Annotated in this window: 21 protein-coding genes, 1 tRNA gene, 1 pseudogene and 1 riboswitch; of the genes and pseudogenes, 14 read left to right on the top strand and 9 right to left on the bottom strand. The window is 50.9% G+C overall.

The genetic code is table 11. The annotated features are described in order from the left end of the window. Positions 1-6: 6 nt before the first annotated feature. The 4 genes from dxs to A4S02_RS05570 form a co-directional block, all read right to left on the bottom strand. Positions 7-1,995, bottom strand: coding sequence for a 1-deoxy-D-xylulose-5-phosphate synthase (gene dxs, locus A4S02_RS05585; RefSeq protein ID WP_070323195.1), 1,989 nt, complete (start codon positions 1,993-1,995; stop codon positions 7-9). A 4-nt stretch (positions 1,996-1,999) separates the two neighbouring features. Beyond that, positions 2,000-2,938, bottom strand: a complete 939-nt coding sequence (locus A4S02_RS05580; protein ID WP_019088452.1) for a polyprenyl synthetase family protein — start codon at positions 2,936-2,938, stop codon at positions 2,000-2,002. A gap of 1 nt (position 2,939) precedes the next feature. Continuing rightward, entirely contained in the window at positions 2,940-3,194 is a 255-nt protein-coding gene (locus tag A4S02_RS05575) for an exodeoxyribonuclease VII small subunit (RefSeq protein WP_019088451.1), read from the bottom strand. Between the two features lie 71 nt (positions 3,195-3,265). Next, positions 3,266-3,517 (bottom strand): sulfurtransferase TusA family protein, encoded by a 252-nt coding sequence (locus A4S02_RS05570; RefSeq protein ID WP_003625422.1) that lies wholly within the window; start codon positions 3,515-3,517, stop codon positions 3,266-3,268. A gap of 115 nt (positions 3,518-3,632) precedes the next feature. On the opposite strand from A4S02_RS05570, the pseudogene A4S02_RS05565 reads away from it, so the two are divergent. Further along, positions 3,633-4,526 (top strand): annotated as a pseudogene (locus A4S02_RS05565) (ROK family protein). A 24-nt stretch (positions 4,527-4,550) separates the two neighbouring features. Here the strand turns inward: A4S02_RS05565 and A4S02_RS05560 are convergent. Next, on the bottom strand, positions 4,551-5,342 hold the full coding sequence (locus A4S02_RS05560; protein WP_070323194.1) for an RlmE family RNA methyltransferase: 792 nt from the start codon (positions 5,340-5,342) through the stop codon (positions 4,551-4,553). Beyond that, entirely contained in the window at positions 5,339-6,463 is a 1,125-nt protein-coding gene (locus A4S02_RS05555; RefSeq protein WP_228142473.1) for a Ppx/GppA phosphatase family protein, read from the bottom strand. Before A4S02_RS05555 ends, A4S02_RS05560 begins: the two co-directional genes overlap by 4 nt. Before the next feature lie 193 nt (positions 6,464-6,656). Here A4S02_RS05555 and A4S02_RS05550 point away from each other — a divergent pair. From A4S02_RS05550 to A4S02_RS05525, 6 genes are all read left to right on the top strand, one after another. Next, positions 6,657-6,730: transfer RNA gene (locus A4S02_RS05550), tRNA-Gln, on the top strand. A 369-nt stretch (positions 6,731-7,099) separates the two neighbouring features. Next, entirely contained in the window at positions 7,100-10,153 is a 3,054-nt protein-coding gene (fdnG, locus tag A4S02_RS05545) for a formate dehydrogenase-N subunit alpha (protein WP_082246766.1), read from the top strand. Positions 10,154-10,162: 9 nt separating this feature from the next. Then, a complete protein-coding gene (gene fdxH, locus A4S02_RS05540; protein WP_070323193.1) occupies positions 10,163-11,098 on the top strand; it encodes a formate dehydrogenase subunit beta in 936 nt (311 codons plus the stop codon). Continuing rightward, on the top strand, positions 11,098-11,751 hold the full coding sequence (locus A4S02_RS05535; protein ID WP_070323192.1) for a formate dehydrogenase subunit gamma: 654 nt from the start codon (positions 11,098-11,100) through the stop codon (positions 11,749-11,751). Before fdxH ends, A4S02_RS05535 begins: the two co-directional genes overlap by 1 nt. After that, the gene (gene fdhE, locus A4S02_RS05530) at positions 11,751-12,671 is read left to right on the top strand and encodes a formate dehydrogenase accessory protein FdhE (protein WP_070323191.1); all 921 of its coding nucleotides are present in this window, start codon (positions 11,751-11,753) and stop codon (positions 12,669-12,671) included. The genes A4S02_RS05535 and fdhE overlap by 1 nt, the downstream gene beginning before the upstream one ends. Positions 12,672-12,678: 7 nt before the next feature. Further along, positions 12,679-13,938, top strand: coding sequence for a molybdopterin molybdotransferase MoeA (locus A4S02_RS05525; RefSeq protein ID WP_070323190.1), 1,260 nt, complete (start codon positions 12,679-12,681; stop codon positions 13,936-13,938). Here the strand turns inward: A4S02_RS05525 and mobB are convergent. Continuing rightward, positions 13,935-14,468: a molybdopterin-guanine dinucleotide biosynthesis protein B gene (gene mobB / locus A4S02_RS05520; RefSeq protein ID WP_070323189.1), complete on the bottom strand. Its 534-nt coding sequence runs from the start codon at positions 14,466-14,468 to the stop codon at positions 13,935-13,937. The two genes, A4S02_RS05525 and mobB, sit on opposite strands and share 4 nt — an antisense overlap. A gap of 109 nt (positions 14,469-14,577) precedes the next feature. Here mobB and mobA point away from each other — a divergent pair, with 109 nt between their 5' ends. The 5 genes from mobA (at position 14,578) to tnpC (ending at position 18,628) form a co-directional block, all read left to right on the top strand. Next, positions 14,578-15,207, top strand: a complete 630-nt coding sequence (gene mobA / locus A4S02_RS05515; protein WP_070324189.1) for a molybdenum cofactor guanylyltransferase — start codon at positions 14,578-14,580, stop codon at positions 15,205-15,207. Continuing rightward, entirely contained in the window at positions 15,207-16,049 is an 843-nt protein-coding gene (gene fdhD / locus A4S02_RS05510; RefSeq protein WP_070323188.1) for a formate dehydrogenase accessory sulfurtransferase FdhD, read from the top strand. Before mobA ends, fdhD begins: the two co-directional genes overlap by 1 nt. 201 nt (positions 16,050-16,250) lie before the next feature. After that, entirely contained in the window at positions 16,251-16,610 is a 360-nt protein-coding gene (gene tnpA, locus A4S02_RS05505) for an IS66-like element accessory protein TnpA (protein WP_070323187.1), read from the top strand. Continuing rightward, a complete protein-coding gene (gene tnpB, locus A4S02_RS05500; RefSeq protein WP_020944072.1) occupies positions 16,607-16,954 on the top strand; it encodes an IS66 family insertion sequence element accessory protein TnpB in 348 nt (115 codons plus the stop codon). Before tnpA ends, tnpB begins: the two co-directional genes overlap by 4 nt. Positions 16,955-17,017: 63 nt before the next feature. Further along, complete coding sequence (gene tnpC / locus A4S02_RS05495; protein ID WP_070323186.1) at positions 17,018-18,628, top strand: IS66 family transposase; 1,611 nt, start codon at positions 17,018-17,020, stop codon at positions 18,626-18,628. Here tnpC and A4S02_RS05490 read toward each other — a convergent pair. Next, a complete protein-coding gene (locus A4S02_RS05490) occupies positions 18,558-19,193 on the bottom strand; it encodes a glutathione S-transferase family protein (RefSeq protein WP_228142471.1) in 636 nt (211 codons plus the stop codon). The two genes, tnpC and A4S02_RS05490, sit on opposite strands and share 71 nt — an antisense overlap. A gap of 178 nt (positions 19,194-19,371) precedes the next feature. Then, positions 19,372-19,552, top strand: a riboswitch (yybP-ykoY riboswitch). 6 nt (positions 19,553-19,558) lie between these two features. On the opposite strand from A4S02_RS05490, the gene A4S02_RS05485 reads away from it, so the two are divergent. Further along, the gene (locus A4S02_RS05485) at positions 19,559-20,149 is read left to right on the top strand and encodes a manganese efflux pump MntP (RefSeq protein ID WP_070324188.1); all 591 of its coding nucleotides are present in this window, start codon (positions 19,559-19,561) and stop codon (positions 20,147-20,149) included. 9 nt (positions 20,150-20,158) lie between these two features. Here the strand turns inward: A4S02_RS05485 and A4S02_RS05480 are convergent, their stop codons facing one another. Then, positions 20,159-20,743 carry a TetR/AcrR family transcriptional regulator gene (locus A4S02_RS05480; protein WP_228142470.1) on the bottom strand — a complete coding sequence of 195 codons (585 nt, stop codon included), beginning with the start codon at positions 20,741-20,743 and terminating at the stop codon, positions 20,159-20,161. 1,080 nt (positions 20,744-21,823) lie between these two features. Here A4S02_RS05480 and A4S02_RS05470 point away from each other — a divergent pair. Then, positions 21,824-23,521 (top strand): NAD(P)-binding protein, encoded by a 1,698-nt coding sequence (locus A4S02_RS05470; protein ID WP_228142469.1) that lies wholly within the window; start codon positions 21,824-21,826, stop codon positions 23,519-23,521.

The following is a 23,521-nucleotide window of genomic DNA, read 5'->3' as shown; positions in this document are numbered from 1 at the left end:
ATCAGATCAGGCCATCTGTTCCGTAATATCAACGCCCAATGCGCTTAGAGCGGTTCCGACGATGTGCGGAGCGGAGAGCCCGGCTTCGGCATATTGGGCGGCTTGAGTATTATGGTCAATGAAGCGGTCTGGCAGGGTAAGGGGGCGGAAACGCACGTTGTCCAAAAGGCCTGTGCGGGCCAGATGGTGCCCGACAAGGGAGCCAAAGCCACCTTCCGAACCTTCCTCAATCGTAATCAGTACCGCATGGTTGCGGGCCAGGTTTTCCACCAGTTCCGTATCAAAGGGCTTGGCAAAGCGGGCATCCGCCACGGTGGGCGGCAGGCCACGGGCGGCCAGCATGTCTGCGGCTTTCAGGCACTCAGCCAGACGCGGGCCAAGCGAGAGAATGGCCACGCCACCTTTTTCCGGCCTGGACTGCCCACCCATTTCACGGATGATACGGCCCTTGCCAATTTCCAGCGGTGTGCCCTCGGCAGGCAGGTCCAGCCCAAGGCCACTGCCACGCGGGTAGCGCAGGGCAAGCGGGCCTTCATCAAACAGAGCGGCGGTTGCTGTCATGTGCAGCAGTTCCACCTCATCGGATGGGGCCATAATGGTCATGCCCGGCAGGCAGCCCAGATAGGCAATGTCAAACGAGCCAGCATGGGTGGCGCCATCGGCCCCCACCAGACCGGCGCGGTCAATGGCAAAGCGCACGGGCAGCTTTTGCAGCACTACATCGTGCATCACCTGATCATAGGCGCGCTGGAGGAAGGTGGAATAAATGGCGCAGAACGGGCGCAGCCCTTCCGTAGCCATACCTGCGGCAAAGGTGACGGCATGCTGCTCGGCAATGCCCACATCAAAAAACCGGTCCGGATATGCTTTGGCGAAGGCATCCAGCCCCGTGCCAGACGGCATGGCGGCGGTGATGGCGGCAATCTTGTTGTCGGTGGCGGCACGGCGCGTGAGCTCGCGGGAGAACACGGAAGTGTAGCTCGGCGGCCCTGCGGGGCCTTTTTTCTGCTCACCGGTGACAACGTTGAACTTGGCAACAGCGTGATACTTGTCCCCGGCTTTTTCGGCTGGCTGATAGCCATGGCCTTTTTCCGTGATGACATGCAGCATGATGGGGCCGTTATCCGTATCGCGCAGGTTGCGCAGGATAGAGACCAACTGCGGCAGATCATGCCCATCTACGGGGCCAACGTAGTAAAAGCCCAGTTCTTCAAACAGCGTGCCGCCGGTAATCATGCCGCGGGCATATTCATCGGCTTTGCGGGCTGTGCGTTCCACAGGGGCAGGCAGCTTTTTGACAAACTTGCCAGCCAGTTCACGCAGGCCCATGAACTTGCGTGAAGACATCAGGCGCGACAGGTAGTTCGACATTGCGCCCACAGGTGGGGCAATGGACATCTCGTTGTCGTTCAGGATGACAATCAGCCGTTCAGCACCCGGGCCAGCCACGGCGGCGTTGTTCATGGCCTCATACGCCATACCGGCGGAAATGGAGCCATCGCCAATTACGGCAATCACATTGCGTTCGCGGTAGCTGGGGTCTTCCTCCGCCCGCAAGTGGTGGGCCACGGCCATGCCGAGTCCGGCGGAAATGGAGGTGGAGGAATGGGCCGCCCCAAACGGATCGTATTTGCTTTCTGCACGGCGGGTAAAGCCTGAAAGGCCACCTGGCTGGCGCAGGGTGCGGATACGGTCACGCCGCCCGGTCAAAATCTTGTGAGGGTAGGCCTGATGGCCCACATCCCAGATCACCTTGTCATCCGGGGTGTCAAACACCGCATGCAGGGCAACCGTCAGCTCCACAACACCCAAGGAGGCCCCAAGGTGCCCCCCCGTGGTGGAAACCGCGTCCACCGTTTCGGCCCGCAGTTCATCCGCAACCTGCTTAAGCTGCTCAACCGAGAGATTGCGCAGATCCGCCGGATACTCAACCCGGTCCAGCGCAGGAAAACGCCCTAACGTCGGAATCGGTGAAGTGTGGGGCTGATTGGTCATGAGTTCAGTTTTTCCGTTCGATCACATAATAGGCCAGATCACGCAGACGATCTGCCTGTGCACCAAAGGGTTCCAGATCGGCAATGGCTTCTTCTGTTACGCGCAGAGCTTCTGCTTTGGCGCCCTCAATACCCAGCAGGGCAACAAAGGTGGATTTGCCTGAAGCTTCATCCTTACCAGCCGTTTTGCCCAGTTCTTCTGCTGTGGCTGTTGCATCAAGCACGTCATCTGCAATCTGGAAAGCTGCGCCAATATTTGCGCCATAGGAACGCAGACGCCGCCGCAGATCAGGAGATGCCTGACCCAGAATGGCGCCAGATTCTGCGGAATAACGGATCAGGCAGCCGGTTTTGAGAGCGTGGAGATGGCGCACTTCTTCAAGCGGAAGCGCGCGGCCTTCGCCTTCCATATCAATCATCTGGCCACCAACCATGCCAGCAGCACCAGAAGCCTCGGCAAAGGCGGAAATCAGATCAATACGCACGCTTGCATCCGTATGGGTCTGGCTGGCTGCCAGAATTTCGAATGCTTTGGTTTGAAGGGCGTCTCCAGCCAGAATGGCTGTGGCCTCATCAAATTTGCGATGCGTAGAAGGCTGGCCCCGGCGCATATCATCATCGTCCATGGCGGGAAGATCATCATGCACCAGAGAGTAAGCGTGCAGCATTTCAACAGACGCAGCGACGCGTGCGGACTGACTTTCTGGAACACCAAAAAGGCTGGCCGTTACAATGGCAAGATAGCCACGTAACCGCTTACCGCCCCCAAGTGTTGCGTAGCGCATGGCTTCGATCAGCCGCGCATCGCCTCCTGTTGTAGGGGGGAGTAAGGTATCAATCGTGTGTTCAATAACGCGGGCACGTGCAGCCATATCCTGCTTAAGCAGAGCGCCATTATCTGATGCACGATTGATAGAGGGGTGTGTCGGGTTTGTCATCGACATCTCAGTCCATAGGTTTCATGTTCAGCGTTCCATCAGAACGCTGCACGATCGCCTGCACGCGGGCCTCAGCCTCGCTAAGCTTGGCCTCACAATGTTGCCGTAGGGCAGCCCCGCGTTCATAGGCCGTTATTGCATCTTCCAGCTTTAGCTGCCCGCCTTCCAAGTCGCGCACAATTTTTTCCAGCTCGGAAAGCGCATCTTCGAAAGACAGTGATTTGATGTTGTCCGACATGGCGCGGGGGTTCCTATCCGTCATGAGGGGCAGGCAATAGCCCGATATGCAGGGGTCTGCCAAGTCTTGGGTGGTGTGTGGCAGGCAGGATTTTTTTAGTTTGGCTTGTTTGCAGGCGCGCTGGCGCGACATTTTACGGTAAAACAGAATACGCTGTTCTCATCCGTAAAGGCGATAAGGGCATGGCCGGTTTCGCGGCAGAACACCTGAAAATCGGTTATGGAAGCGCGATCCGTTGCTAATATTCGAAGCCGTTCTCCCGGTTGCATTGTTCGGAGAACACGGTTGGCCTTGAGCACGGGAAGTGGACAATTAAGCCCGCGTGCGTCAAGAACAGTTTCATTCATCTTGGCTGGTTCCTGCCGTAGGAGGTTGGTGGCGTGTTGTTTACAAAGTGTGCCACTTTCTTTTGTAGCAGGAAACGTTCTGTTAAAAGTTTAATAAAAACAGCAGGTTAAAAGTATGTCGGACTACCGTCTGGGAATCGATATTGGGGGCACCAAGATCGAAATCGTCGCTCTTGATGCCGAAGGGGCAGGTGGTTTTGCGGCATCGTGTTAGCAACCCTGGCACGTATCAGGGCCTGTTAAGTGATGTGAAAAAATTGGTTGATGATGCGCATACCCGTACAAATCCGTATGCCACTGTTGGGGTAGGCATTCCCGGTGCGGTGGATGCGCATACCCGCCTTGTAAAAAATGCGAATGCGACATGGCTGAATGGCCAGCCCTTTGCAGATGATTTGCAGGATATTTTGGGTTTTCCTGTTCGTGTTGAAAATGATGCCAACTGCTTTGCACTGTCGGAAGCAACAGATGGGGCAGCGGCAGGGCGCCATGTGGTGTTTGGTGTGATTCTTGGTTCCGGCATGGGCGGCGGCATTATTGTTGATGGCAAACCCTTGAAAGGCTTGCATGACATTGCCGGAGAATGGGGCCACACCCCTTTGCCGTGGGTTCGGGAAGATGAATTCCCCATGCCTAAATGTTTTTGTGGTAATTCTGGCTGTTTGGAGCGGTTCTTATGTGGTCCGGCTTTGGCTGAATCGTGGAAAGGGGCTGGGAACCGTAGTGTGCAGGGTATTGAAGATGCTGCTGCATCTGGTGATGCAGCAGCCCAGCGTGCCTTGGATTTGTACGTAGATAGGCTAGGCCGCGCCTGCGCACTGATTGTGAATATTATTGATCCGGATGCAATTGTTCTGGGGGCGAGGTTTCAAACCTGAACTGCCTGTATGAACGGGTGCCGGATGTTATGAAGCAATACGTGATTACGCCTGAATGCAATACCGAACTGTTGAAAAACAAGCATGGTGACAGTTCAGGCGTAAGAGGCGCAGCTTGGCTTTGGGGCTAAGCGAGGCCGCAGACCGTGTAGAAATTATGCGGTCTGTGTATTGATACGGTCTGGGCGAAATCCGGTGGCAACCACGTAAAGCTCGCTGGAATCTTTACGACTTGCAGGCGGTTTGGCGTGCCGAACCTGCGTAAAGGCCTGCTTCATGATATTCAGCATGGCTTTTTCTGAACCGCCCTGAAACACCTTGGCAACAAACCCACCACCTTCTGCCAAAATATCAAAGGCAAAGTACAAGGCTTCTTCTGCTAAGCCAATAATCCGCACATGGTCTGTTGGCGCGTGGCCCGTTGTATTGGGGGCCATGTCAGATACAACCAGATCAGCTTTGCCGCCCAGCATGGAAATAAGGCGCGCATCCATTTCTGGGTCTGTAAAATCGCCCTCAATAATTTCTGCGCCAGCTACGGGTTCTACGGGCAGAAGATCCACCCCTACAACCTGTTCTGCGCCGCGTTTGACCAGAACCTGCGTCCACCCACCAGGGGCAGCTCCAAGGTCTACAATGCGCATGCCAGGACGAATAAGGTGGAAGCGATCATCAAGTTCAATCAGCTTGAATGCCGCGCGTGAACGCCAGCCCTGTTTGTGTGCAGCTTGCACGTAAGGGTCATTCAATTGCCGAGAGAGCCAACGTTGTTGAGCTGTTGTGCGTCCGCGCGCTGTGCGTAATGACACCGACTGCGCACGCATTTTTTGCGGGGCATCAGAATCATTTTGCATCAATCGGCTGCCGGGTGTTGCGCTGCTCTTGCGGGCACGGCCAGGTACGCGCAACGTTGAACTGCCAGTGGGGCGGTTTTTCTTTTCAGTCATAAGCCTGTTGCCTGCATGGAGTGGCGAAGATGAGGGGGAATGGATAAAGACGCACGATTGCGGCGAGAAGCCATACCCGATTTGCCGCGGATCATACGCAAAACCATGCCATCGCGCAGCCCTCTGTCTGCAACAATAATATCTTCTACCGGCCAGACATCATGAATGGCTTCAAAAATGGCACAGCCGGGCAAAACAAAAGGTGCGCGATCCGGGCCAATACAGGGATGCCGGGCAATGCCATCAGCACCCATTTTTTGCAAAGTGCGCACAGCCAATCTGGCGCTAGAGGCCGGGAGCAAGGAACCATCTACAGCTGCCCGAGCATAGCGCGGCAGATTTAAGATAAGGCTGGCAAGCGTTGTAACTGTGCCACTAGTGCCTATCAGGCGTGTTTGCTTGCGCCTAATTTCCGGCCTGATCCGGTAGACGTTCTCGAACTCACGCAGATGGTGCCGTGTATGCTCCACCATTTTACGATAGGTGCGATCATCTGTGCTGTATGCATGACCAAACTGTTCGGAAAGTGTGATGACACCAACCGGCAGGCTGAGATACCCAATGAGCTCTTCTGTTTGGCGCGCGGAATCTGTGCGTACCCATGCAATCTCAGTTGAGCCGCCGCCAATATCAAACAGTAAAGCCCGATTACGTGGCGGCCCAAAGCGCGGGTTGTGCAGCAGGTTGGCGCAGCTTTCTACAGCAAGACTGGCTTCTTCCCGCCCGGAAATGATCTGAATATCAAATCCCGTACGCTGATTGACCTGTTGAAGAAAGGTTTTACCGTTTTCTGCACGTCGGCAAGCTTCCGTCGCCACAGCACGGATTTCTCGGACAGGCCATCTGCTTAAACGTTCTGCGCATGTTTGCAGCGCTTCCATGGTGCGTTCCATGGCAGCGTTATGCAGCTTTCCGGTGTGATGCAGACCTTCTCCAAGCCGCACCATACGGCTATAACTATCTACAACCCTAAACCCACCTGCTGTTTGGGTTGCAACCACTAAACGGCAGTTATTTGTTCCCAGATCGAGCGCGGCAAAAAGATCTTCCTCTCCACTTATAGGCGGAGAGGCCGACACAAATCTGCCAGACCGACCGGTCCAGGAGGGGGGACGATCCATCTGTCCGGTCCTTAAACAAGAGGTTAAACCATATTATCTCTTATTTTGGGCCCTCACGCGCAGGGAGCAAGACAAATATGTGACAAAATGAAAATTCTTTTGGAAAAAGGGGTTGCGCACCCTAAAGCGGAATGCTAGATGAGCCTCACCGAACGGAAACGCTCCTTAAAAGCTTCTGTAAGGCCCAGTTTGCTGGGGGATAGTTTAGCGGTAGAACTACCGGCTCTGACCCGGTCAGCCCTGGTTCGAATCCAGGTCCCCCAGCCAATCTTTCCTGAAAAATTATAGATAATGTAAAAGATCGCCTTTCGATGCTAATTTCTATTGGTGTTGCGGCGTTGTTTGTTTTTCACGGTAATGTGTGAGAATAAACAGTGTTTCTCAGGAAAAGAAAACGATTCTTCATTTTATAAATATAATAATATTTATATTCAAAGTATTTTTCATTATGCTATTCTTATAGATTTTATATAAGTATTCATTAGTAATTTAGTGGGTAATGTAAGGTGTGAATTTTCTATATATTTACAAATATAGTTAAAATCTAAAATAATGTGATCCGGATCAAAGACGCTCCATAAATGAAAATGTAGATAACCTTCATTCTGTTTTTAATAAAACATCAGGGTGGTTTACATGGCCTTGGGGCGCAGAGAATTTTTACGGAATACTGGCGCATGTGTGGCGGGTGCTAGTGCTGTTGCGCTTGGTTTTGTACCGCCGATTAAAGCTTTGGCACAGGAAACACGCCAATATAAGCTGCTGCGTGCCAAGGAAACCCGCAACAACTGTACTTATTGTTCTGTTGGGTGCGGTTTGCTTATGTATTCTCTGGGGGATGGCGCTAAAAATGCCAAGCCCAGCATTTTTCATATTGAAGGTGACCCAGACCACCCTGTTAGCCGCGGTTCTTTGTGCCCGAAAGGCGCGGGGTTGGTGGATTTCATTCACAGCGAAACGCGCCTGCAATATCCTTCTTATCGTGCGCCCGGTAGCCGGGAATGGAAGCGCATAAGCTGGAAGGAAGCGACTGACCGTATTGCCCGCCTTTTGAAGGATGATCGGGATAAAAACTTTATTCAGCGGAATGAGAAAGGTGAACTGGTTAATCGCTGGCTGAGCACAGGTATGCTGGCATCTTCTGCGGCCAGTAATGAAACCGGGCTGCTGGATTTTAAGTTTGCGCGGGCGTTGGGTATTCTGGGGCTGGATTGTCAGGCGCGGCTTTGTCATGCCCCTACGGTTTCTGCGCTAGGTGCCAGCTTTGGCCGTGGCGCAATGACCAACAATTGGGTGGATATCAAAAACGCCAACGTTGTTCTGATTATGGGTGGTAACCCGGCAGAAGCACATCCTGTTGGTTTTAAATGGGTTATGGAAGCCAAAACCCGTAATGCCGCCCAGGTTATGGTGGTTGATCCTCGGTTTAACCGAAGCGCAGCCGTTGCAGATTTTTATGCGCCAATCCGTGCGGGTTCTGATGCCGCTTTTATGCTGGGTGTTATCAACTATCTGCTGACGCACGATAAAATTCAGCATGAATATGTAAAAGCCTACACAAACGCTGCGTTGATAGTGCGCGAAGACTTTCAGTTTCATGAAGGTCTGTTCTCGGGGTATGATACTGCTACGCGTAGCTATAATACGACCTCATGGGATTACGAGCGTGATGAACAGGGCTTTGCCAAGCAGGACCCTACATTCCAGCATCCACGTTGCGTGCTAAATCTTTTACGCAACTATACCAGCCGCTACACACCAGAACTTGTTTCTCAGATTACAGGCACGCCGGAAAAAGATTTTCTGCATGTGTGTGAAACTCTGGCATCCACTAGTGTGCCAGATCGTACATCCACATTCTTATTTGCGTTGGGCTGGACACACCATACCAATGGATCTCAGATCATTCGTGCAGCATCTATGGTGCAAATGTTGCTGGGTAATGTGGGGATGCCCGGTGGCGGCCTGAATGCTCTGCGCGGACATTCCAATATTCAAGGTTATACGGACCTCGGGCTGCTCTCAACGCGTCTGCCTGGGTATATGAATCTGCCTAAAGACAGCCAGCAAACATTGGATGCTTACCTGCAGGCAGTCACTCCAAAGGCGGATGAGCCCAAGGAAGTGAATTACTGGCATAATGCGCCCAAGTTTTTTGTGAGCTTGATGAAAACCTTATGGGGAAATCACGCCACAGATTCCAATAACTGGGGGTATGATTGGCTGCCAAAGTGGGACCGCAGTTACGATATGCTCGCCTATTTTGAGCGTATGCAGCAAGGCAAGGTAAACGGTTACATTGCGCAGGGCTTTAACCCGCTTGCAGCCATGCCGGATAAAAACCGTATGCGTGATGGCTTGGCCAAGTTGCGTTTTCTCGTCACCATAGATCCGCTGGATACAGAAACATCCAATTTCTGGCAGAACGAAGGCGTTTACAATGATGTAAGGCCTGAAGATATCCAGACAGAAGTTTTCCGTCTGCCTTCTTCCTGTTTTGCAGAAGAAAATGGCTCGGTCGTCAATTCGGCACGTTGGCTTCAGTGGCATTATGCTGGCACGCAGCCACCGGGAGAGGCTTGGAATGACGGGCGCATTCTGGGTACCATCTTTACCAAGTTGCGTGACCTGTATGCGAAGGAAGGCGGTGTATGCCCAGAACCTGTTCTGAACATGCAGTGGAACTATCAAGATCCGGAAGACCCGATGCCAGAGGAAGTGGCAAAGGAAGCCAATGGTTATGCCTTGGCAGATATTCAGGATGCCACAGGCAAAGTGGTTGCCAGAAAAGGGGAGTTGCTGCCTGATTTCTCCGTACTGAAAGATGATGGCACAACGGCCAGCTATTGCTGGGTGTTTGCGGGTTCCTGGACAGAAGCCGGTAACCAGATGGCACGGCGGGATAATACGGATACCGGCCTTGGCAATACACCAGGTTGGGCATGGGCTTGGCCTGCAAATAGGCGCTTGCTTTACAATCGTGCCTCGTTGGATCCGCAAGGCCGTCCGTGGGATCCGCGCCGCAAGATTATTGAATGGAATGGTCAGCGTTGGGGTGGAGCGGACGTGCCTGATTACCCGCTTACATCTCCGCCAGGCAGCGGTGTTGGGCCATTCATTATGCAAAGTGAAGGTGTTAGCCGCCTGTTTGCTGGGGCATCGTTGGTGGATGGGCCATTCCCCGAACATTATGAACCAACAGAAAGCCCGGTATTGGCGCCAGCGTTGGGGAGCAAAGTGCGGCACAACCCAGTGGCCCGGCAGTTCGCAGATGAAATACCACGTATGGGCAACCCTTCAGAGTTTCCATATGTGGCCACAACTTACTCTATTACAGAGCTGTTCCGGCACTGGACAAAACATTCACACCTCAACGCCATTATGCAGCCAGAGCAGTTTGTAGAAATTGGTGAACGTCTGGCTGGCAAGCTTGGTGTTTCAGCCGGTGATACGGTGCGGGTATCTTCCCGCCGAGGATATATCGAGGCCAAGGCCGTAGTCACCAAGCGGCTTAAACGCCTGAATGTGATGGGGCAGGAAGTGGATCAGGTTGGGGTGCCCTGCCATTGGGGTTTTAAAGGTGCCACACGTAAGGGCTTTTTGGCCAATACACTGACACCAGCCATGGGCGATGCAAATTCTCAAACACCAGAATTCAAGGCCTTCCTTGTTAACGTTGAAAAAGTCTGAGGTGCGTTGATGAGCATGCAGTCACAGGACATCATTCGCCGTTCCGCCACCAATGGGCTGACACCATCACCTCAGGCGCGGCGACATGAGCAGGAAGTCGCCAAACTGATAGACGTTTCCCTCTGTACGGGGTGCAAGGGATGTCAGGTTGCCTGTTCGGAATGGAATGATCTGCGAGATGAGGTTGGTCACAACGTAGGGGTGTATGACAACCCCGCAGACCTGGCGGCAGAAACATGGACCGTCATTCGCTTTGATGAGGTGGAGGACGAAGGTGGCAAGCTGGAATGGTTACTGCGCAAGGAAGGTTGTATGCACTGCGAGGATCCGGGCTGCTTAAAGGCTTGTCCAAGTCCTGGGGCTATTTTGCAGTTTGCCAACGGTATTGTGGATTTTCAGTCTGAACAGTGCATTGGCTGTGGGTACTGCATTGCGGGGTGCCCGTTTGATATTCCGCGCATCAATACAAAAGATAACAAAGCTTATAAATGCACCTTGTGTGCAGATAGGGTTGCCGTAGGGCAGGAACCCGCATGTGTAAAAACTTGCCCGACCGGTGCTATATCCTTTGGTTCCAAAGCGGAAATGAAGGATTTGGCAGAAAACCGCGTGGAAGATCTAAAAAGCCGAGGCCATGAAGGCGCAGGATTGTATGATCCACCGGGTGTAGGCGGTACACATGTTATGTATGTGCTGACGCATGCCGATAATCCAACTCTTTACCATAGGCTACCAGCCGAACCTCATATCAGCCCGGTTGTGCGTGGTTGGAAGGAATGGCTGAAACCAGTTGGTGCACTTGGCTTTATTGCCACATTGGCAGGGGCTTTTGCGCATTACATGGCAGTTGGCCCCAATAGCACGGATGAAACATTGCCAGAAGTTCCTGAAAAGGAACTGGTAGAAGCAGATGAAAAGCCGGACCAAAACGGGAGGGATGCGTAATGGATACCAAAAATCTTGTTCTGCGCACAAAGTTTATGGATCGGCTTTGCCATTGGACAATGGTTGCCTGTTTTTTTCTGGTCGCGCTTTCTGGAATCTCGTGGTTTTTTCCTAGCCTGAACTGGCTTGGCTATGTGCTCGGGCCACCGCAGATGGCGCGGTTGCTGCACCCGTTTCTTGGTATAACAGTTTTTGTATTGCTGATGTGTATGTGTGTGCGTTTTGTGCACCATAACTTGTTTGTACGCACGGATATCACATGGTTTCGCCATATTGTTGATGTGCTGATGAACAAGCATGGCGCGAAATTGCAGATTGGTAAATACAATGCAGGGCAGAAGATACTGTTCTGGGGTATTATGTCACTTATCAGCCTGTTGCTGGTGAGCGGGTTCATGATCTGGCGCGCCTATTTTGCCATGTATTTTCCCATCCCTGTGCTAAGGCTGGCTTTGTTGGCTCATTCTGTTGCCGGACTTGGGCTTATCCTGTTGGTGGTGGGCCATATCTATATGGGCATATGGGTGCGGGGTTCTATTGGCGGCATGGTTACAGGTTACGTCTCCCGTGCATGGGCGCGGCAGCATCATGATCGGTGGTATGAAGAGGAAGTGTTACCTGCTGAAACATCTTCTGCAAAACGGCCACACTAATGCGTTCTGAAACCGATATTGTTCCGCTGGATAAACGCACACCGGGCGTGCAGGCTATTGAGCCATTGATTTTCCCGGTGCTGGAAGCTGTCTATACACGCAGGGAAAAACGGCTTCGCTTGCTGGCAGAACAACAGGGTGAAGCGAAGGGAGAATATTTTAAGTTCCTTGCTTATCTTGTTGAAGCGCAGCAGATTTTGAAACATATGCCACTTGGTGCAGCAGATGTTTCTGCTATTCGTGCAGTGCCAAAGCAGGGGTGTGATCAAGATCACCTTGAAAAACTGTTGCTGGAAATACCATCCTGGCAACAGGCATTTTTATTTTTGGTGCAGCAGGTAGGTTGTGTTGTACCAGAAACAACGCGCACAATGTTGGAAGAGTGCGGGCAAGATGTTCCGGCTTTAACAAAGCAGGCTGCCAACTTGTTGTGTGGAAATTATACACAGGTTGATGCCGGGTTAGCCGTTATACTCTGGGCTGCTTTGTCTGTTTGTTGGGCGCAGGCAGTAGAACAGGATCAGCAACATATTCAGCAGACACAACCTGTTGGAGAGGCTAAATTATGCCCATGTTGTGGTGCCCAGCCGGTAGCAAGCCTTGTATTGGGAGGTGACCGTGAAGGGCTGCGTTACCTTCAGTGCAGTTTGTGTGAGACACGTTGGCACAGAGTGCGCGGTATCTGTGTAGAATGCGGTGCCTCTGCTCATCTTGAACACTGGACGTTTGAAGATTTGAAAGCTCCTGTTCAAATAGAAAGCTGCGGAGATTGTAAAACATATCTGAAGGTTTTTCGGTTGGACTATGATCCAGAACGAGATGCGGTTGCAGATGATCTGGGTAGCTTTGTTTTGGATACAGCCGTGGAACAGCAGGGGTTTGCACGCGCAGGTTTGAATCCGTTCTCATTTCCCGGGTAATGGCTGTATGGTTGGTTCTTTATTAGCCTCAGCTGTTTCAGACCCAAAATGCGCGGTACCAGATATGGTGGCGTATGATGAAGCACAGGCGATTCTTGCTGCCTATATGCAAAATATACCGTTACTGACAACGGAATTTGTATCTATCTCGCAGGCATCTGGGCGTGTTCTTGCTGAGGATATAAGGGCTGTGATGCCGCGTCCAGAAGCTGATATTTCAGCAATGGATGGATATGCATTCCGTTGTGCAGATATGGAAAAAGCAGGTAGCGTTGGCTTGCCTCTTGCCGGACAGATAGCCGCAGGTGATGCCTCGCCCTCCTTGGAGAAGGGCGTTGCGTGCAGCATTCTTACTGGTGCGCGTATTCCTGCAGGGGCAGATTGTGTTGTGGCTCAGGAGCGCACATCTATAACGGATGGACATGTACATTTGCTGGAACAGAACGTCAGAAATGGCTTGAATATTCGGCGAAGTGGGGAGGAGTTCTGTAAAGGCGACATGTTGCTTGAGCATGGCCTGAAGCTGGATTGGCGGCACCTATCTATATTGGCGCACCAAGGTAAAGAGCAGGTATCTGTTTATAAACACCCGAAGGTGTGTGTTGTGGCCAACGGAGCAGAGTTTGGTGCAACAGCAACAGATTGTCGAACGGAACTGAATACGCAGCTATTAGCGGCAATGCTGCAAAGCGAGGGCGTACGCGTCACACGTTATGTGTGTGGGTCTGACAGTATGGAGGCTTTACACAAGCTCCTTCATCAATGTGCGCAGGAAGCTGATATTCTCATCACCACAGGCGGTATTTCTGTTGGGCAGACCGATCATGTTCTGCATGTTCTCTGCCAGATGGGTGCTAAATGCCTATTTCGACGCGTAAAAATGCGTCCCGGCAAGCCCATGACAGTCATGCAACTGGGCCAGAAAATGGTATTCTGTTTGCCAGGAAATCCAGGAGCAGCAGCTATATGTGCACAACTGTTTATTATACCATTTTTGCGTGGTTTTGCTGGTGAAAAGCAGGAGAAAAAAACAAGTATGCCAATAGAAGGGCAAAGCAGTTTTGCCTATGTTGCGGCAGCAGATACAACCAGTTTTTTGCCAGTATATTCTACAGAAAATAAGGGGAAGAACCTTATTACTCTTGTGCGGTCAGTTGGGGCTTCTGATATTCTTTGCCTCACGCAGGCCACCGGTCTTGTAAGGGTTTCTGCTGGTACATCCTTACAGGTTGGAGATATGTGCCAGATGATACCTTTTACAGCTTAGTTTGATAATTTGAACGCATAAGCATGCGTGCGAATATATGCTGCAATGGCCATTGTATCATTCATATCCAGAATAGTGAGGTTATCTGGAACATTTGATATAATAGAATTGTCTGAAGCCACAGCAACAATCCCCGGTGTTTGCGGGAATAATGGGGTTTTCCCTATAGTGGGTCTCCACACTTCTAGGCAGGTCGGTATAGTTGCATGAAAGCCTTCTACCAGCACCAGATCGACAGGCTCCATGCGCTGGAGCAAATCAGATATGGTGGGGAGGGTATTATTGCATTCATGTTGAAGCACCCATCGTTCAGGGGTGGCGAGCATCACTTCAGCAGCGCCATTTTGCCTGTGTGCAAAGGTATCTTTACCGGGTTTGTCCATGTCTACACCGTGGTGCGTGTGCTTAATGGTTGAGACACGTAAACCAAGATTACAAAAAGCAGGAAGTAATCGTGATATTAAATGCGTTTTGCCAGACCCACTACGGCCGATAATGCCAAAAATAAGCTGCGTGCGCTGAGATATCATGCTTGCAAAACCAGTAAGGGATAGAAAAAATCTTTAGATTTTAGAATGTGTAAAACGTAAAAAATCAGAATCAAAGAAAAAGATATTTTTCAAGAATGGTGGAATGGGTATGAAAATAGCGGGGCTGATATTAGCTGGTGGGCAGGCAAGCCGAATGCATGGGCAGGATAAGGCCTTTTTAGATACAGGGAAGGGTCTTTCTTTAGATCGTGTTTTTGCACGTTTGCAGCAAGAATGTAGTACCGTCGCTATTAGCGCTAATGGTGATTCTGCACGATTTGATGCGTGGCACTGTCCGGTTTTGCCAGATTTCATGCATGATGTGGGGCCATTGGCCGGGGTGTTAAGCGGTTTGGAATGGGCAGAAAGTAGCGGGTACACTACGCTCATAACAATACCGGTGGATACGCCGTTTATTCCTGCCGGGCTTGTGGCTGCACTTGTGCCTGCACCTTCATATGCGTGTTGTGGGGAACGGTCTCATCCATTGGTAGCGGCATGGCCTGTTTCTGCTAGGGCAGCGCTAGCAGCGCAGCTATCTTTTCTGACACAGGAGAATAAAAAGCATCAAACACGTGTGCGCACACTGGCAAATACCTTGGGGGCACGTGCTGTAGATTTTCCTCTGGTAGAGGGAATGGATCCTTTTATGAATATCAACACGCCTCAAGATCTTATGCTTGCCCAAAAATATTGCGCTTCTGTGCGTAATGTTGAGGCCGAAGGAGGAAAGGGGTGATGGCGGAAGATATATCCTTTTCTATAGCGCTGCCGTGTGAAGCGGAACGGATAAGCTGGCCGCAAGGGCATGAAAGCACGGATATTACGCGAGAGCACATTACACTTATGGTGGCAGAGGAGGTGCCTCTTGCTTTGGTATATAATGGTATTGATTATGCGGTCATGATGATAACACCGCATGATGTACATGATTTTGTTGTGGGTTTTTCTTTTACAGAAGATATTATTTCTTCCGTTACAGATTTGCGGAAAATAGACATAACAACACAGTCTGATGGCTTACGTGCTGATATGCGGGTAAATGCAGAAGCCTTGCGCAAGGTTCTCGCGCGTACGCGCCGCCCAATAGCCGGACGGACGGGGTGCGGAATTTGTGGTGCGGACATGGAGAGTATAACAAGCCGGAAAATATCTGGTGTAATAGGGCAGGAGCCTGATGCAGATGCAATCCATAAAGCATTAGAAAATTTAAGGAATCATCAGGTTTTAAATAAAGGCGTAGGTATGTTGCATGCAGCAGCATGGTGCCTGCCTAATGGCCATATTTTACATATGCGAGAAGATGTTGGCCGCCATAATGCTTTGGATAAGCTGATAGGTTATGGGCTAAGGCATCAATTAGATTTCACACAGGGATTTTGTTTTTTAACAAGTCGCTGTTCTTATGAGATGGCAGCAAAAGCCGTTGCTGCTGGTATGTCTGCTGTAGTGTCGCTTTCTGCACCTACAGCACTTGCAGTACGCACGGCACGTGCTGCAGGATTGGTGTTGATTTCTCCTGCGCGTACAACCGGCATGTATGTGGTTTCTCCTGCCCCACAGGATCAACAGAGTATCTAACAGGGCAGGAAAGGTTACTAGCTTACACTAAACCTTCGGCCTTAAGCGCAGCCTGTGTGGCTGGGCGGTTGAACACTTTATCTCGTAGAGCACGTGCTTTGGGGGTAAGCGGCCGCTTGAGACCGCCTTATGAGTGAGGATTGTGAGTGGTAAGTTACCGTCGTTAACGACGTCGTTATTGACGTTGTTTGGGAGGTAGCTATGGCTCAAGAAATCCTGATTGGCGTTGAACGCCGTCGCCGCTGGTCGGATGAACGCAAGCTTGCGATACTGGCTGAAGTTGGTGTGGACGGGGCAAGTGTATCGGATGTGGCCCGTCGGCATGACCTGACCCGTCAACATCTTTACCAATGGCGGACGTCTTTCCGCCACAGACTGTCTTCCCCGGATCAGTCTGTGGCGTTTGTTCCTGTCGCTGCAGTGAAGACACCTGCTCTGGTCTCTGGCGATGATAATGAAGGGCTGGCCATTATGCTGCGTAATGGCCGCAGTATCAAGGTGACGGGACATCCTGCAGAAGAGTTTCTGGCGAAGATCATCCGGATTGCCGAGACAGCATGATTGGCGTGGGCAACGGTGTGCGCGTCTATCTGGCCTGCGGGGTTACGGATATGCGCAAGGGGATATCGGGTCTGGCTGCACTGGCACAGGACGTGCTGCGTCAGAACCCGACATCGGGAGCGCTCTTTGCCTTTCGTGGTCGCCGTGGGGACAGGATCAAGCTTCTGATGTGGGACGGTCAGGGGTTCTGTCTTTATTACAAGGTGCTTGAGAAGGGACGTTTTCCATGGCCCTCGCCGGCAGATGGCGTTGCACGCCTGACAGCCGCACAGATGGCCATGCTGTGGGAAGGCATGGAGTGGAGACGACCTTCCTGGTCTGCGCCACCGTCTCGCGTGGCCTGATTTTTATGGCGTGATCGTGCAGAACCTTTTGTCTTTTATTGGGTTTTCTGCTATTTTTTCATAATGACGCATGCGCCCGCGGTCCTGCCTGATGATCCAGATATCCTGAGGGAAATGATTGTTTCCCTGCAGACTGAAGTGGCTCGGCTTTCCGCTTCAGCCCGTGCGTATGAAGCTCTTGTCCAGTCTCTCAAAATCCGGATCGCGCGTCTTCAGAAACAGAAATTCGGGGCCAGTTCAGAAAAGATAGACCGTGAGATTGAACAGCTCGAACTGCTTCTTGAAGATGTGAAAATCGCCATCGCGGCAGCCGATCCTTCTCCTGACATCAGGGAGCACGATGACAGCGATGGTGTGGTCTCTTCCCCCAGACGGCGCGGCAAACCAAAGGTTTCCGACACGACACCACGGGAGCGTATTGTTCTCGACCCGGGCGAGGCCTGTCCCGCCTGTGGCGGTCCCCTACGCCTCGTTGGCGAAGATGTCACCGAAATACTGGACTTTATTGCGGCAAAACTGAAAGTTGTCGAAACGGCACGGCTGAAGAAATCCTGCCGTCATTGCGAAACAATGGTACAGCCTGAAGCACCGTCGCGCCCTGTCCCACGGGGCATGGCTGGCCCCGGGCTGCTGGCCCATATCCTGGTCTCAAAATTCGATGATCACATTCCGCTTTATCGTCAGAATGAGATCTTTTCCCGTCAGGGTGTGGACATTCCCCGTTCAACCCTGATCGACTGGTGTGGTCAGGCCGTTGCCGTTCTGCGTCCTCTCACAGATCTGATCCGTCAGGATGTCGTAAAGGCAGACCTGCTGCATGCCGATGATACACCCATCCAGGTTCTTGATCCTCGCCTGCGTCAGGCTGGGAAACCACGTGGTGTGAAGGAAGGGCGGATCTGGACCTATCTGCGCGATCCCCGCCCCTGGGGCGGGAGTGATCCGCCCGCCGTGGCCTACTGGTTCTCTCCCGATCGCAAGGGGATCAATCCCCAGACCCATCTGGCACAGTTCCGGGGCATTCTGCAGGCTGACGCCTACGCGGGGTTCAGGGATCTGTATAAACCCGATGCAACGGGAACCGTGCATGTGCGCGAAGCGGCCTGCTGGGCTCATCTCCGCAGGGCCTTCCATGATGTCTGGAAGGGCAGTGATTCGACAATCGCAAGGGAAGCACTCGAGCAGATCGGGGAACTCTACGATATCGAGCGGCAGCTCACCGGGTCTCCTGCTCCGTATCGTCTGGCTGTCCGACAGGAAAAAAGCCGCCCTCGTGTCACAGCATTCCACGCATGGTGCGAAACACAGTTCGCCCGTATCCCAGGCAAGGGGGAACTGGCAAAAGCAATCCGTTATGCGCTCAACCGGTGGGCAGCCTTTACCCTCTTCCTCGAAGATGGTCGTGTTGCCATCGACAACAATCCTGCCGAACGGGCCATACGACCGGTATGCGTCGGGCGGAAAAACTATCTGTTTGCCGGTTCAGACGCCGGGGGCGACAACATCGCTGATGCCATGACGCTTATCGAAAGCGCAAAACTCTCAGGCATCAACCCGCACGATTACCTCGCCGACGTCCTGGCCCGTATCAACGAGCACAAGATCAATCGGCTCCACGAACTATTGCCATGGAATTGGCAACCCCTGAATACACCGCACAGACAGGCCGCATAATCAAGGCGGCCCAGAACGGCCCGTTACCTTTGGGGTAAGCTGCAAGATCTATCTCTAAAGGGGTTGCCCAGCTTAAAATTACGGCCATAAGGGCATCTGGCTGGCTAAACCCAGCAGGAAGCAAATAGTCTGTACCATTGCTTTCCAGCAGTCGCTCAAGTTGTTCCAACCGCCGGGTGACTGTTTTCAGGCAAAGTGCGTGTGTGGTATCGGCCAGATCTGGAGTGAAGAGCATACCAAAAGCACTGTGCACATCTTCACAAAAGCCCAATGCTTCCAGCATACGTGAGCGATCTAAGGAACCTTCTGCTGGCCGAAAAGCAGCAATATCAGAAAGATTGCCAATATATGGCAGAATAGCCACGTTTTGAGTCAGCACTACGCCGGGTGAAATTTCGATGGCAGGAACAGCACCGCGTGGATTGATCTTAAGATAATCTCGACCGTCTTCCAATGTCTTGGTTTTTAGGTCCACCTTTTCCAGGCCGAAGGGCAGGCGTGTTTCGTTTAAAATAATATGAAATGCTAAAGAGCAGGCACCCGGAGTGTAATATAATTTTATCATAGTGTTTTTGTCCTTTTTATCGAGTTTATGTCACGCGTAATTCGGCTTCAGCATATTAACGGCTGTTTCTGTCTAGCGTTCACCTTCTTATTTCGAATTATTATGAATGCCTCATCTGTTGCATGAAAACTTTCGGTTTTTCAGGCTCTTGCGGAACATCTGCGATATTGATACAGAGGCTCCGTTCATTGGGGAGTAGCCACCCTCTGTTACAGAGGGGTCTTCGTCAACATACTTGGTCAGTAGACCATGGCGGAGACAGCGTTTTAGAAAAAACGCCCAGCAAGACCAACGACATCATTGCCTCCGCTACGGCCGGGGGGCGATGTGTGCTGTTTTGTGTTTTGCGGCCCTTGGACTTGCTCATGATTGGTATTTTCACACTCGGTATTCTGGGGCTTTCCCTTTCTGTGGATGCTTTTGCTGCTGCGGTTGGCAAGGGTGCCAATGTTAAGCATGCCCGTTGGAATGATGCCCTGCGTATTGGTGCTGTGTTTGGGTTTTTTGAGGCCATTACCCCGGTTGTGGGCTGGATGCTGGGTTTGGCTCTAAGCACATGGATTGCAGCAGTAGACCATTGGATAGCCTTTGCACTGCTTTGCGGCATAGGTGGCAACATGATCCGCCTGGCCATGAAGGATGAACCAGAAGAAGAGGCAGAGATTGAACAGCCTAAAGCTGCCAGCCGTGGTGTGCTGGGGCTAATTGGAACAGCTTTGGCAACCAGCATAGATGCAACTGCAGTTGGGGTAAGCCTGGGCGTTATGCAGGTTAATATTTTATCTGCTTGCTTGGTTATTGGTGCCGTTACCACAGTTATGGCAACGGCAGGGGTCATGCTGGGGCGGCATGCCAGCGTATGGATTGGCCGTTATGCAGAAATCTGTGGCGGTATAGCGCTAATGCTTATTGGCTGCTCTATCCTATACACACATCTTACATCTGCTGCCGGGTAAGGTAAAAAGTTAGCCTGCAGCAGCCGCAGCAGCATGGATACCTGCCGCCGCCATGCCGGCTGTAAGTCGGGAAGTTTGATCAATATCGACCAAAGGGTTGCGTGCAATATACAGCAACCCTTCCAGAGTCGTTGTTAAAACAGCGGTCGCAATAAAATCCATACGTTCAGGAGATGTATTTTTCATTGGGACCCGCTTGAGCAGATTTTGCTTCAGGTCATCCAGCATTTCCCGTGTTTCACTCATATTAAAAAGCTTGGCTCTGATATGGTGCTGGTTAAGCTCCAGAAAATGCGGGGCACCATGAATGCTTAGAAGTTCCCGGAAAGCCGCACACTGACTTTTCTGGAGCATTGCATCCAGATTATCTTCTTCACTCCGTGCCAAGCGTGCGGCACTTCTTACACGCTGCGCAACTTTTACGAGGATAATATCAAAAATGGCTTCTTTGGTTTTGTAATAATTATAGAAACTGCCGGGAGAAACATTGCTAAGTGCAACAATATCTCTAACCGTTGCCGCATCTAGGCCAATACCGGAAAAGACTTTCCACGCAGCGCTTTCAAAGGCGTCTTGCTTGAATGCGCGCGTCATTTCGCGTTTTTGAGAAGCGCGATAGGACTTTTTGGGTCTGGTTGTTGTTGGTTTAGCCTTGGTAACGGGCTTTTGCGGGTGTTCCGTCAATTTTTTACAAACTCCAGTGTCCTTCTCGCTCTTTGTTTACAGTAAAATTCCGCTATCTGAAAGCGGCAATAAAATGAGATTAAAAAAGAGATATTTTTCAATACATCATAAAAGAGGATATAATATTATAATAAACAAAAAATCAAAACAAAATTAAATAAACTAACAGAATAAATCACATATAAAATATTAAATTAATATAGAAATTTCATTTAATATTTATAATACCTGATTCTAGTTAACGTTTAAAAAACACTTATAACCATGATCCATTTTATGAAATTCATCATTTAGAAATAGTGTCTTGAGCTGATGTGGGAAGTATCGCAAAGCCTCGTGATGAAAAATCATCTCTGGAAGACAGAATTTTTCTAACTTCTGTATCGAATTCATCAAAAGATAGGCAATCATCGTGGTTGGTGTCTGCGTCGTTGAAGTCTCTTTGCCGATCTTGTTCGGAATAAGCAGTGGGAGTGGTTTCTGCATAAAGTCTTTCAGGATAAAAATTATGACATATAGTGCAAAAATTTTTTGAAGGAGATGATGACGTAATATTTCATTCCAAAATACAGAAAAATCTGGTGATTTTGCGGCACTCAAATGAAGTGTCTTTTTTACAAAAATATTTGCCTGCCTATTATGTCTAGGATCCTTATTATAAGGAAAACAAGAAGGCTTTTGTGAAAATTATAAAATATGATTAATGTGTCAAGTTAAGTATTTTTCGGAATACAGCACTGTTTTGGTTCTTATTTCTTTTATGAATAATAATTATCGTCAAAAATTGTTTTTAATGAAATCTATTCGCAAGAAAATAATTTAAATAAGAAAATGATTTTATTAATTTAAAGTTGACGTATTATTCGATTTTTGGCTTCCTGCACACAGCGCATTGCGGTTCATGCTCGTGTTTTAGCAATCTGTTCCGTAAATGCGCGTTGCATACGCACGGTCACTTTAAAATGGCCACGGGGTCGGGAGAGAACCTACATGACTATAAAGCTGCACGACATGACACAGGTCATGCAGGATACAACACGTAGAGGTGTTGGGAGTTCTCGATGGCAAAGACCGGCTTACAAACATTTTTTGCCGCCTTGTAATCATGCCTGTCCTGCGGGGGAGGATATTCAAGGCTGGTTGGCGCATGCACAGGCCGGAGATTACGAAAAAGCATGGCATGCACTTACAGAAAACAACCCGATGCCAGCAGTGCATGGCAGGGCATGCTATCACCCGTGTGAAGGCGGATGTAACCGAGGCAGCTTGGATGGTGCGGTATCCATTCATGCTGTGGAACGGTTTTTGGGTGATTTGGCTGTGCAGAATGGCTGGAATTTTCAGTCAGCTCCATCTACAGGCAAAAAGGTGCTGATTATAGGCAGCGGCCCAGCCGGGCTTTCCTGCGCCTATCACCTTGCCAGATTGGGGCATCAGGTTGAAATACATGAGGCCGCAGCAGAACCAGGCGGGATGATGATGCATGGTATCCCAGCCTACAGGTTGCCGCGGCAGTCTCTTAAAGATGAAATTGCCAAAATAACATCCATGCCGGGTGTTACACTGCGGTGTGGTGTGCGGGTTGATGATATTATGCAGGCGCGCTGGCAAGGTGGGTTTGATGCCGTATTTGTGGCGGTAGGAACCCAATTGGGTAACCATCTGAATATTCCCGCAACAGATGGTAAAAAACTAGTGGATGCCGTGAGCTTGCTAGATGAAGTAAGCAAAGGTGCAAGGCCCCAGCTAGGCCGCAGCGTTGTCATTGTTGGTGGTGGCAACGTGGCAATGGATGCCGCCCGTACAGCAGAACGGCTGGGTGCCAAAGATACGGTTCTCATTTTCCGTTACGATCCCAAGCATATGGAAGCTTTGCCAAGCGAGGCAGACGCTGCTTTTGCAGAAGGGGTTAAAATTGAATGGCTGAGTGTTGCAGATCATTTTGGCGCAGATGGGGTAACGGTTGAAAAGGTAACCATGAACCCAGATGGCAGCGTAACCCCTACAGGGCAGACAATGCATTTGCCCGCAGATGCAATGGTTATGGCTGTAGGGCAACATAGTGATCTGGCATTATTGAAAACAGCTCCCGCTATCAGCATAAATAAAAATGATACGGTTGCTGTAGATGCCTCAACCCTCATGACAGGGCAGGAAGGTATTTTTGCAGGTGGAGATTGCATAGGCGGCGCACGCACCATGACAACCGCTACAGGCCACGGTAAGCTAGCTGCTCGTGCTATCAATGCTTATTTGGTCGGGCAGCGCTATGTGCATCCTGCGGCGCATCCGCTGGTTTCATTTGATATGCTGCACCTGCCAGATTACGCGCAGGCAGACAGAAGCAAGCAGACTGAACGCCCTTTAACAGAGCGGGCCGGGTTTGACGAAATATTCGCTGGTTTGGATGAAAAAACGGCCCGCTATGAAGCCGGAAGGTGCCTTTCCTGCGGCAACTGTTTTGAATGTGACAATTGCTATGCATCCTGCCCAGAGCAAGCCATTACACGGCTAGGGCCGGGAAAAGGATATGCGGTTGCCATGGATCTGTGCACAGGCTGCGCAGTTTGCGCAGAACAGTGCCCCTGCCATGCCATTGAGATGGACCCAGAACCAGTAGAGGCTGCGCCTGCCAAGGGAAGTTTGGGTGAGCCTGTTATGCCAGCACGCTTCAAGGTGCGTGCATAA

The organism is Acetobacter ascendens (assembly GCF_001766235.1).
Taxonomy (GTDB): domain Bacteria; phylum Pseudomonadota; class Alphaproteobacteria; order Acetobacterales; family Acetobacteraceae; genus Acetobacter; species Acetobacter ascendens.
Note: the sequence above shows the minus strand (reverse complement) of the source record. Positions and strands in the feature narration are given on the sequence as shown.

Coding starts and splice junctions, on each gene's coding strand:
- tnpB (WP_020944072.1), top strand. CDS start 16,607: ATGATTGGCGTGGGCAACGGTGTGCGCGTCTATCTGGCCTGCGGGGTT.
- tnpC (WP_070323186.1), top strand. CDS start 17,018: ATGACGCATGCGCCCGCGGTCCTGCCTGATGATCCAGATATCCTGAGG.
- A4S02_RS05480 (WP_228142470.1), bottom strand. CDS start 20,743: ATGACGCGCGCATTCAAGCAAGACGCCTTTGAAAGCGCTGCGTGGAAA.
- mobB (WP_070323189.1), bottom strand. CDS start 14,468: ATGATATCTCAGCGCACGCAGCTTATTTTTGGCATTATCGGCCGTAGT.
- dxs (WP_070323195.1), bottom strand. CDS start 1,995: ATGACCAATCAGCCCCACACTTCACCGATTCCGACGTTAGGGCGTTTT.
- A4S02_RS05535 (WP_070323192.1), top strand. CDS start 11,098: ATGGATACCAAAAATCTTGTTCTGCGCACAAAGTTTATGGATCGGCTT.
- A4S02_RS05560 (WP_070323194.1), bottom strand. CDS start 5,342: ATGACTGAAAAGAAAAACCGCCCCACTGGCAGTTCAACGTTGCGCGTA.
- fdhD (WP_070323188.1), top strand. CDS start 15,207: ATGGCGGAAGATATATCCTTTTCTATAGCGCTGCCGTGTGAAGCGGAA.
- A4S02_RS05575 (WP_019088451.1), bottom strand. CDS start 3,194: ATGACGGATAGGAACCCCCGCGCCATGTCGGACAACATCAAATCACTG.
- A4S02_RS05490 (WP_228142471.1), bottom strand. CDS start 19,193: ATGATAAAATTATATTACACTCCGGGTGCCTGCTCTTTAGCATTTCAT.
- A4S02_RS05470 (WP_228142469.1), top strand. CDS start 21,824: ATGACTATAAAGCTGCACGACATGACACAGGTCATGCAGGATACAACA.
- A4S02_RS05580 (WP_019088452.1), bottom strand. CDS start 2,938: ATGTCGATGACAAACCCGACACACCCCTCTATCAATCGTGCATCAGAT.
- tnpA (WP_070323187.1), top strand. CDS start 16,251: ATGGCTCAAGAAATCCTGATTGGCGTTGAACGCCGTCGCCGCTGGTCG.
- fdhE (WP_070323191.1), top strand. CDS start 11,751: ATGCGTTCTGAAACCGATATTGTTCCGCTGGATAAACGCACACCGGGC.
- fdnG (WP_082246766.1), top strand. CDS start 7,100: ATGGCCTTGGGGCGCAGAGAATTTTTACGGAATACTGGCGCATGTGTG.
- A4S02_RS05570 (WP_003625422.1), bottom strand. CDS start 3,517: ATGAATGAAACTGTTCTTGACGCACGCGGGCTTAATTGTCCACTTCCC.
- fdxH (WP_070323193.1), top strand. CDS start 10,163: ATGAGCATGCAGTCACAGGACATCATTCGCCGTTCCGCCACCAATGGG.
- A4S02_RS05485 (WP_070324188.1), top strand. CDS start 19,559: ATGATTGGTATTTTCACACTCGGTATTCTGGGGCTTTCCCTTTCTGTG.
- mobA (WP_070324189.1), top strand. CDS start 14,578: ATGAAAATAGCGGGGCTGATATTAGCTGGTGGGCAGGCAAGCCGAATG.
- A4S02_RS05555 (WP_228142473.1), bottom strand. CDS start 6,463: ATGGATCGTCCCCCCTCCTGGACCGGTCGGTCTGGCAGATTTGTGTCG.
- A4S02_RS05525 (WP_070323190.1), top strand. CDS start 12,679: ATGGTTGGTTCTTTATTAGCCTCAGCTGTTTCAGACCCAAAATGCGCG.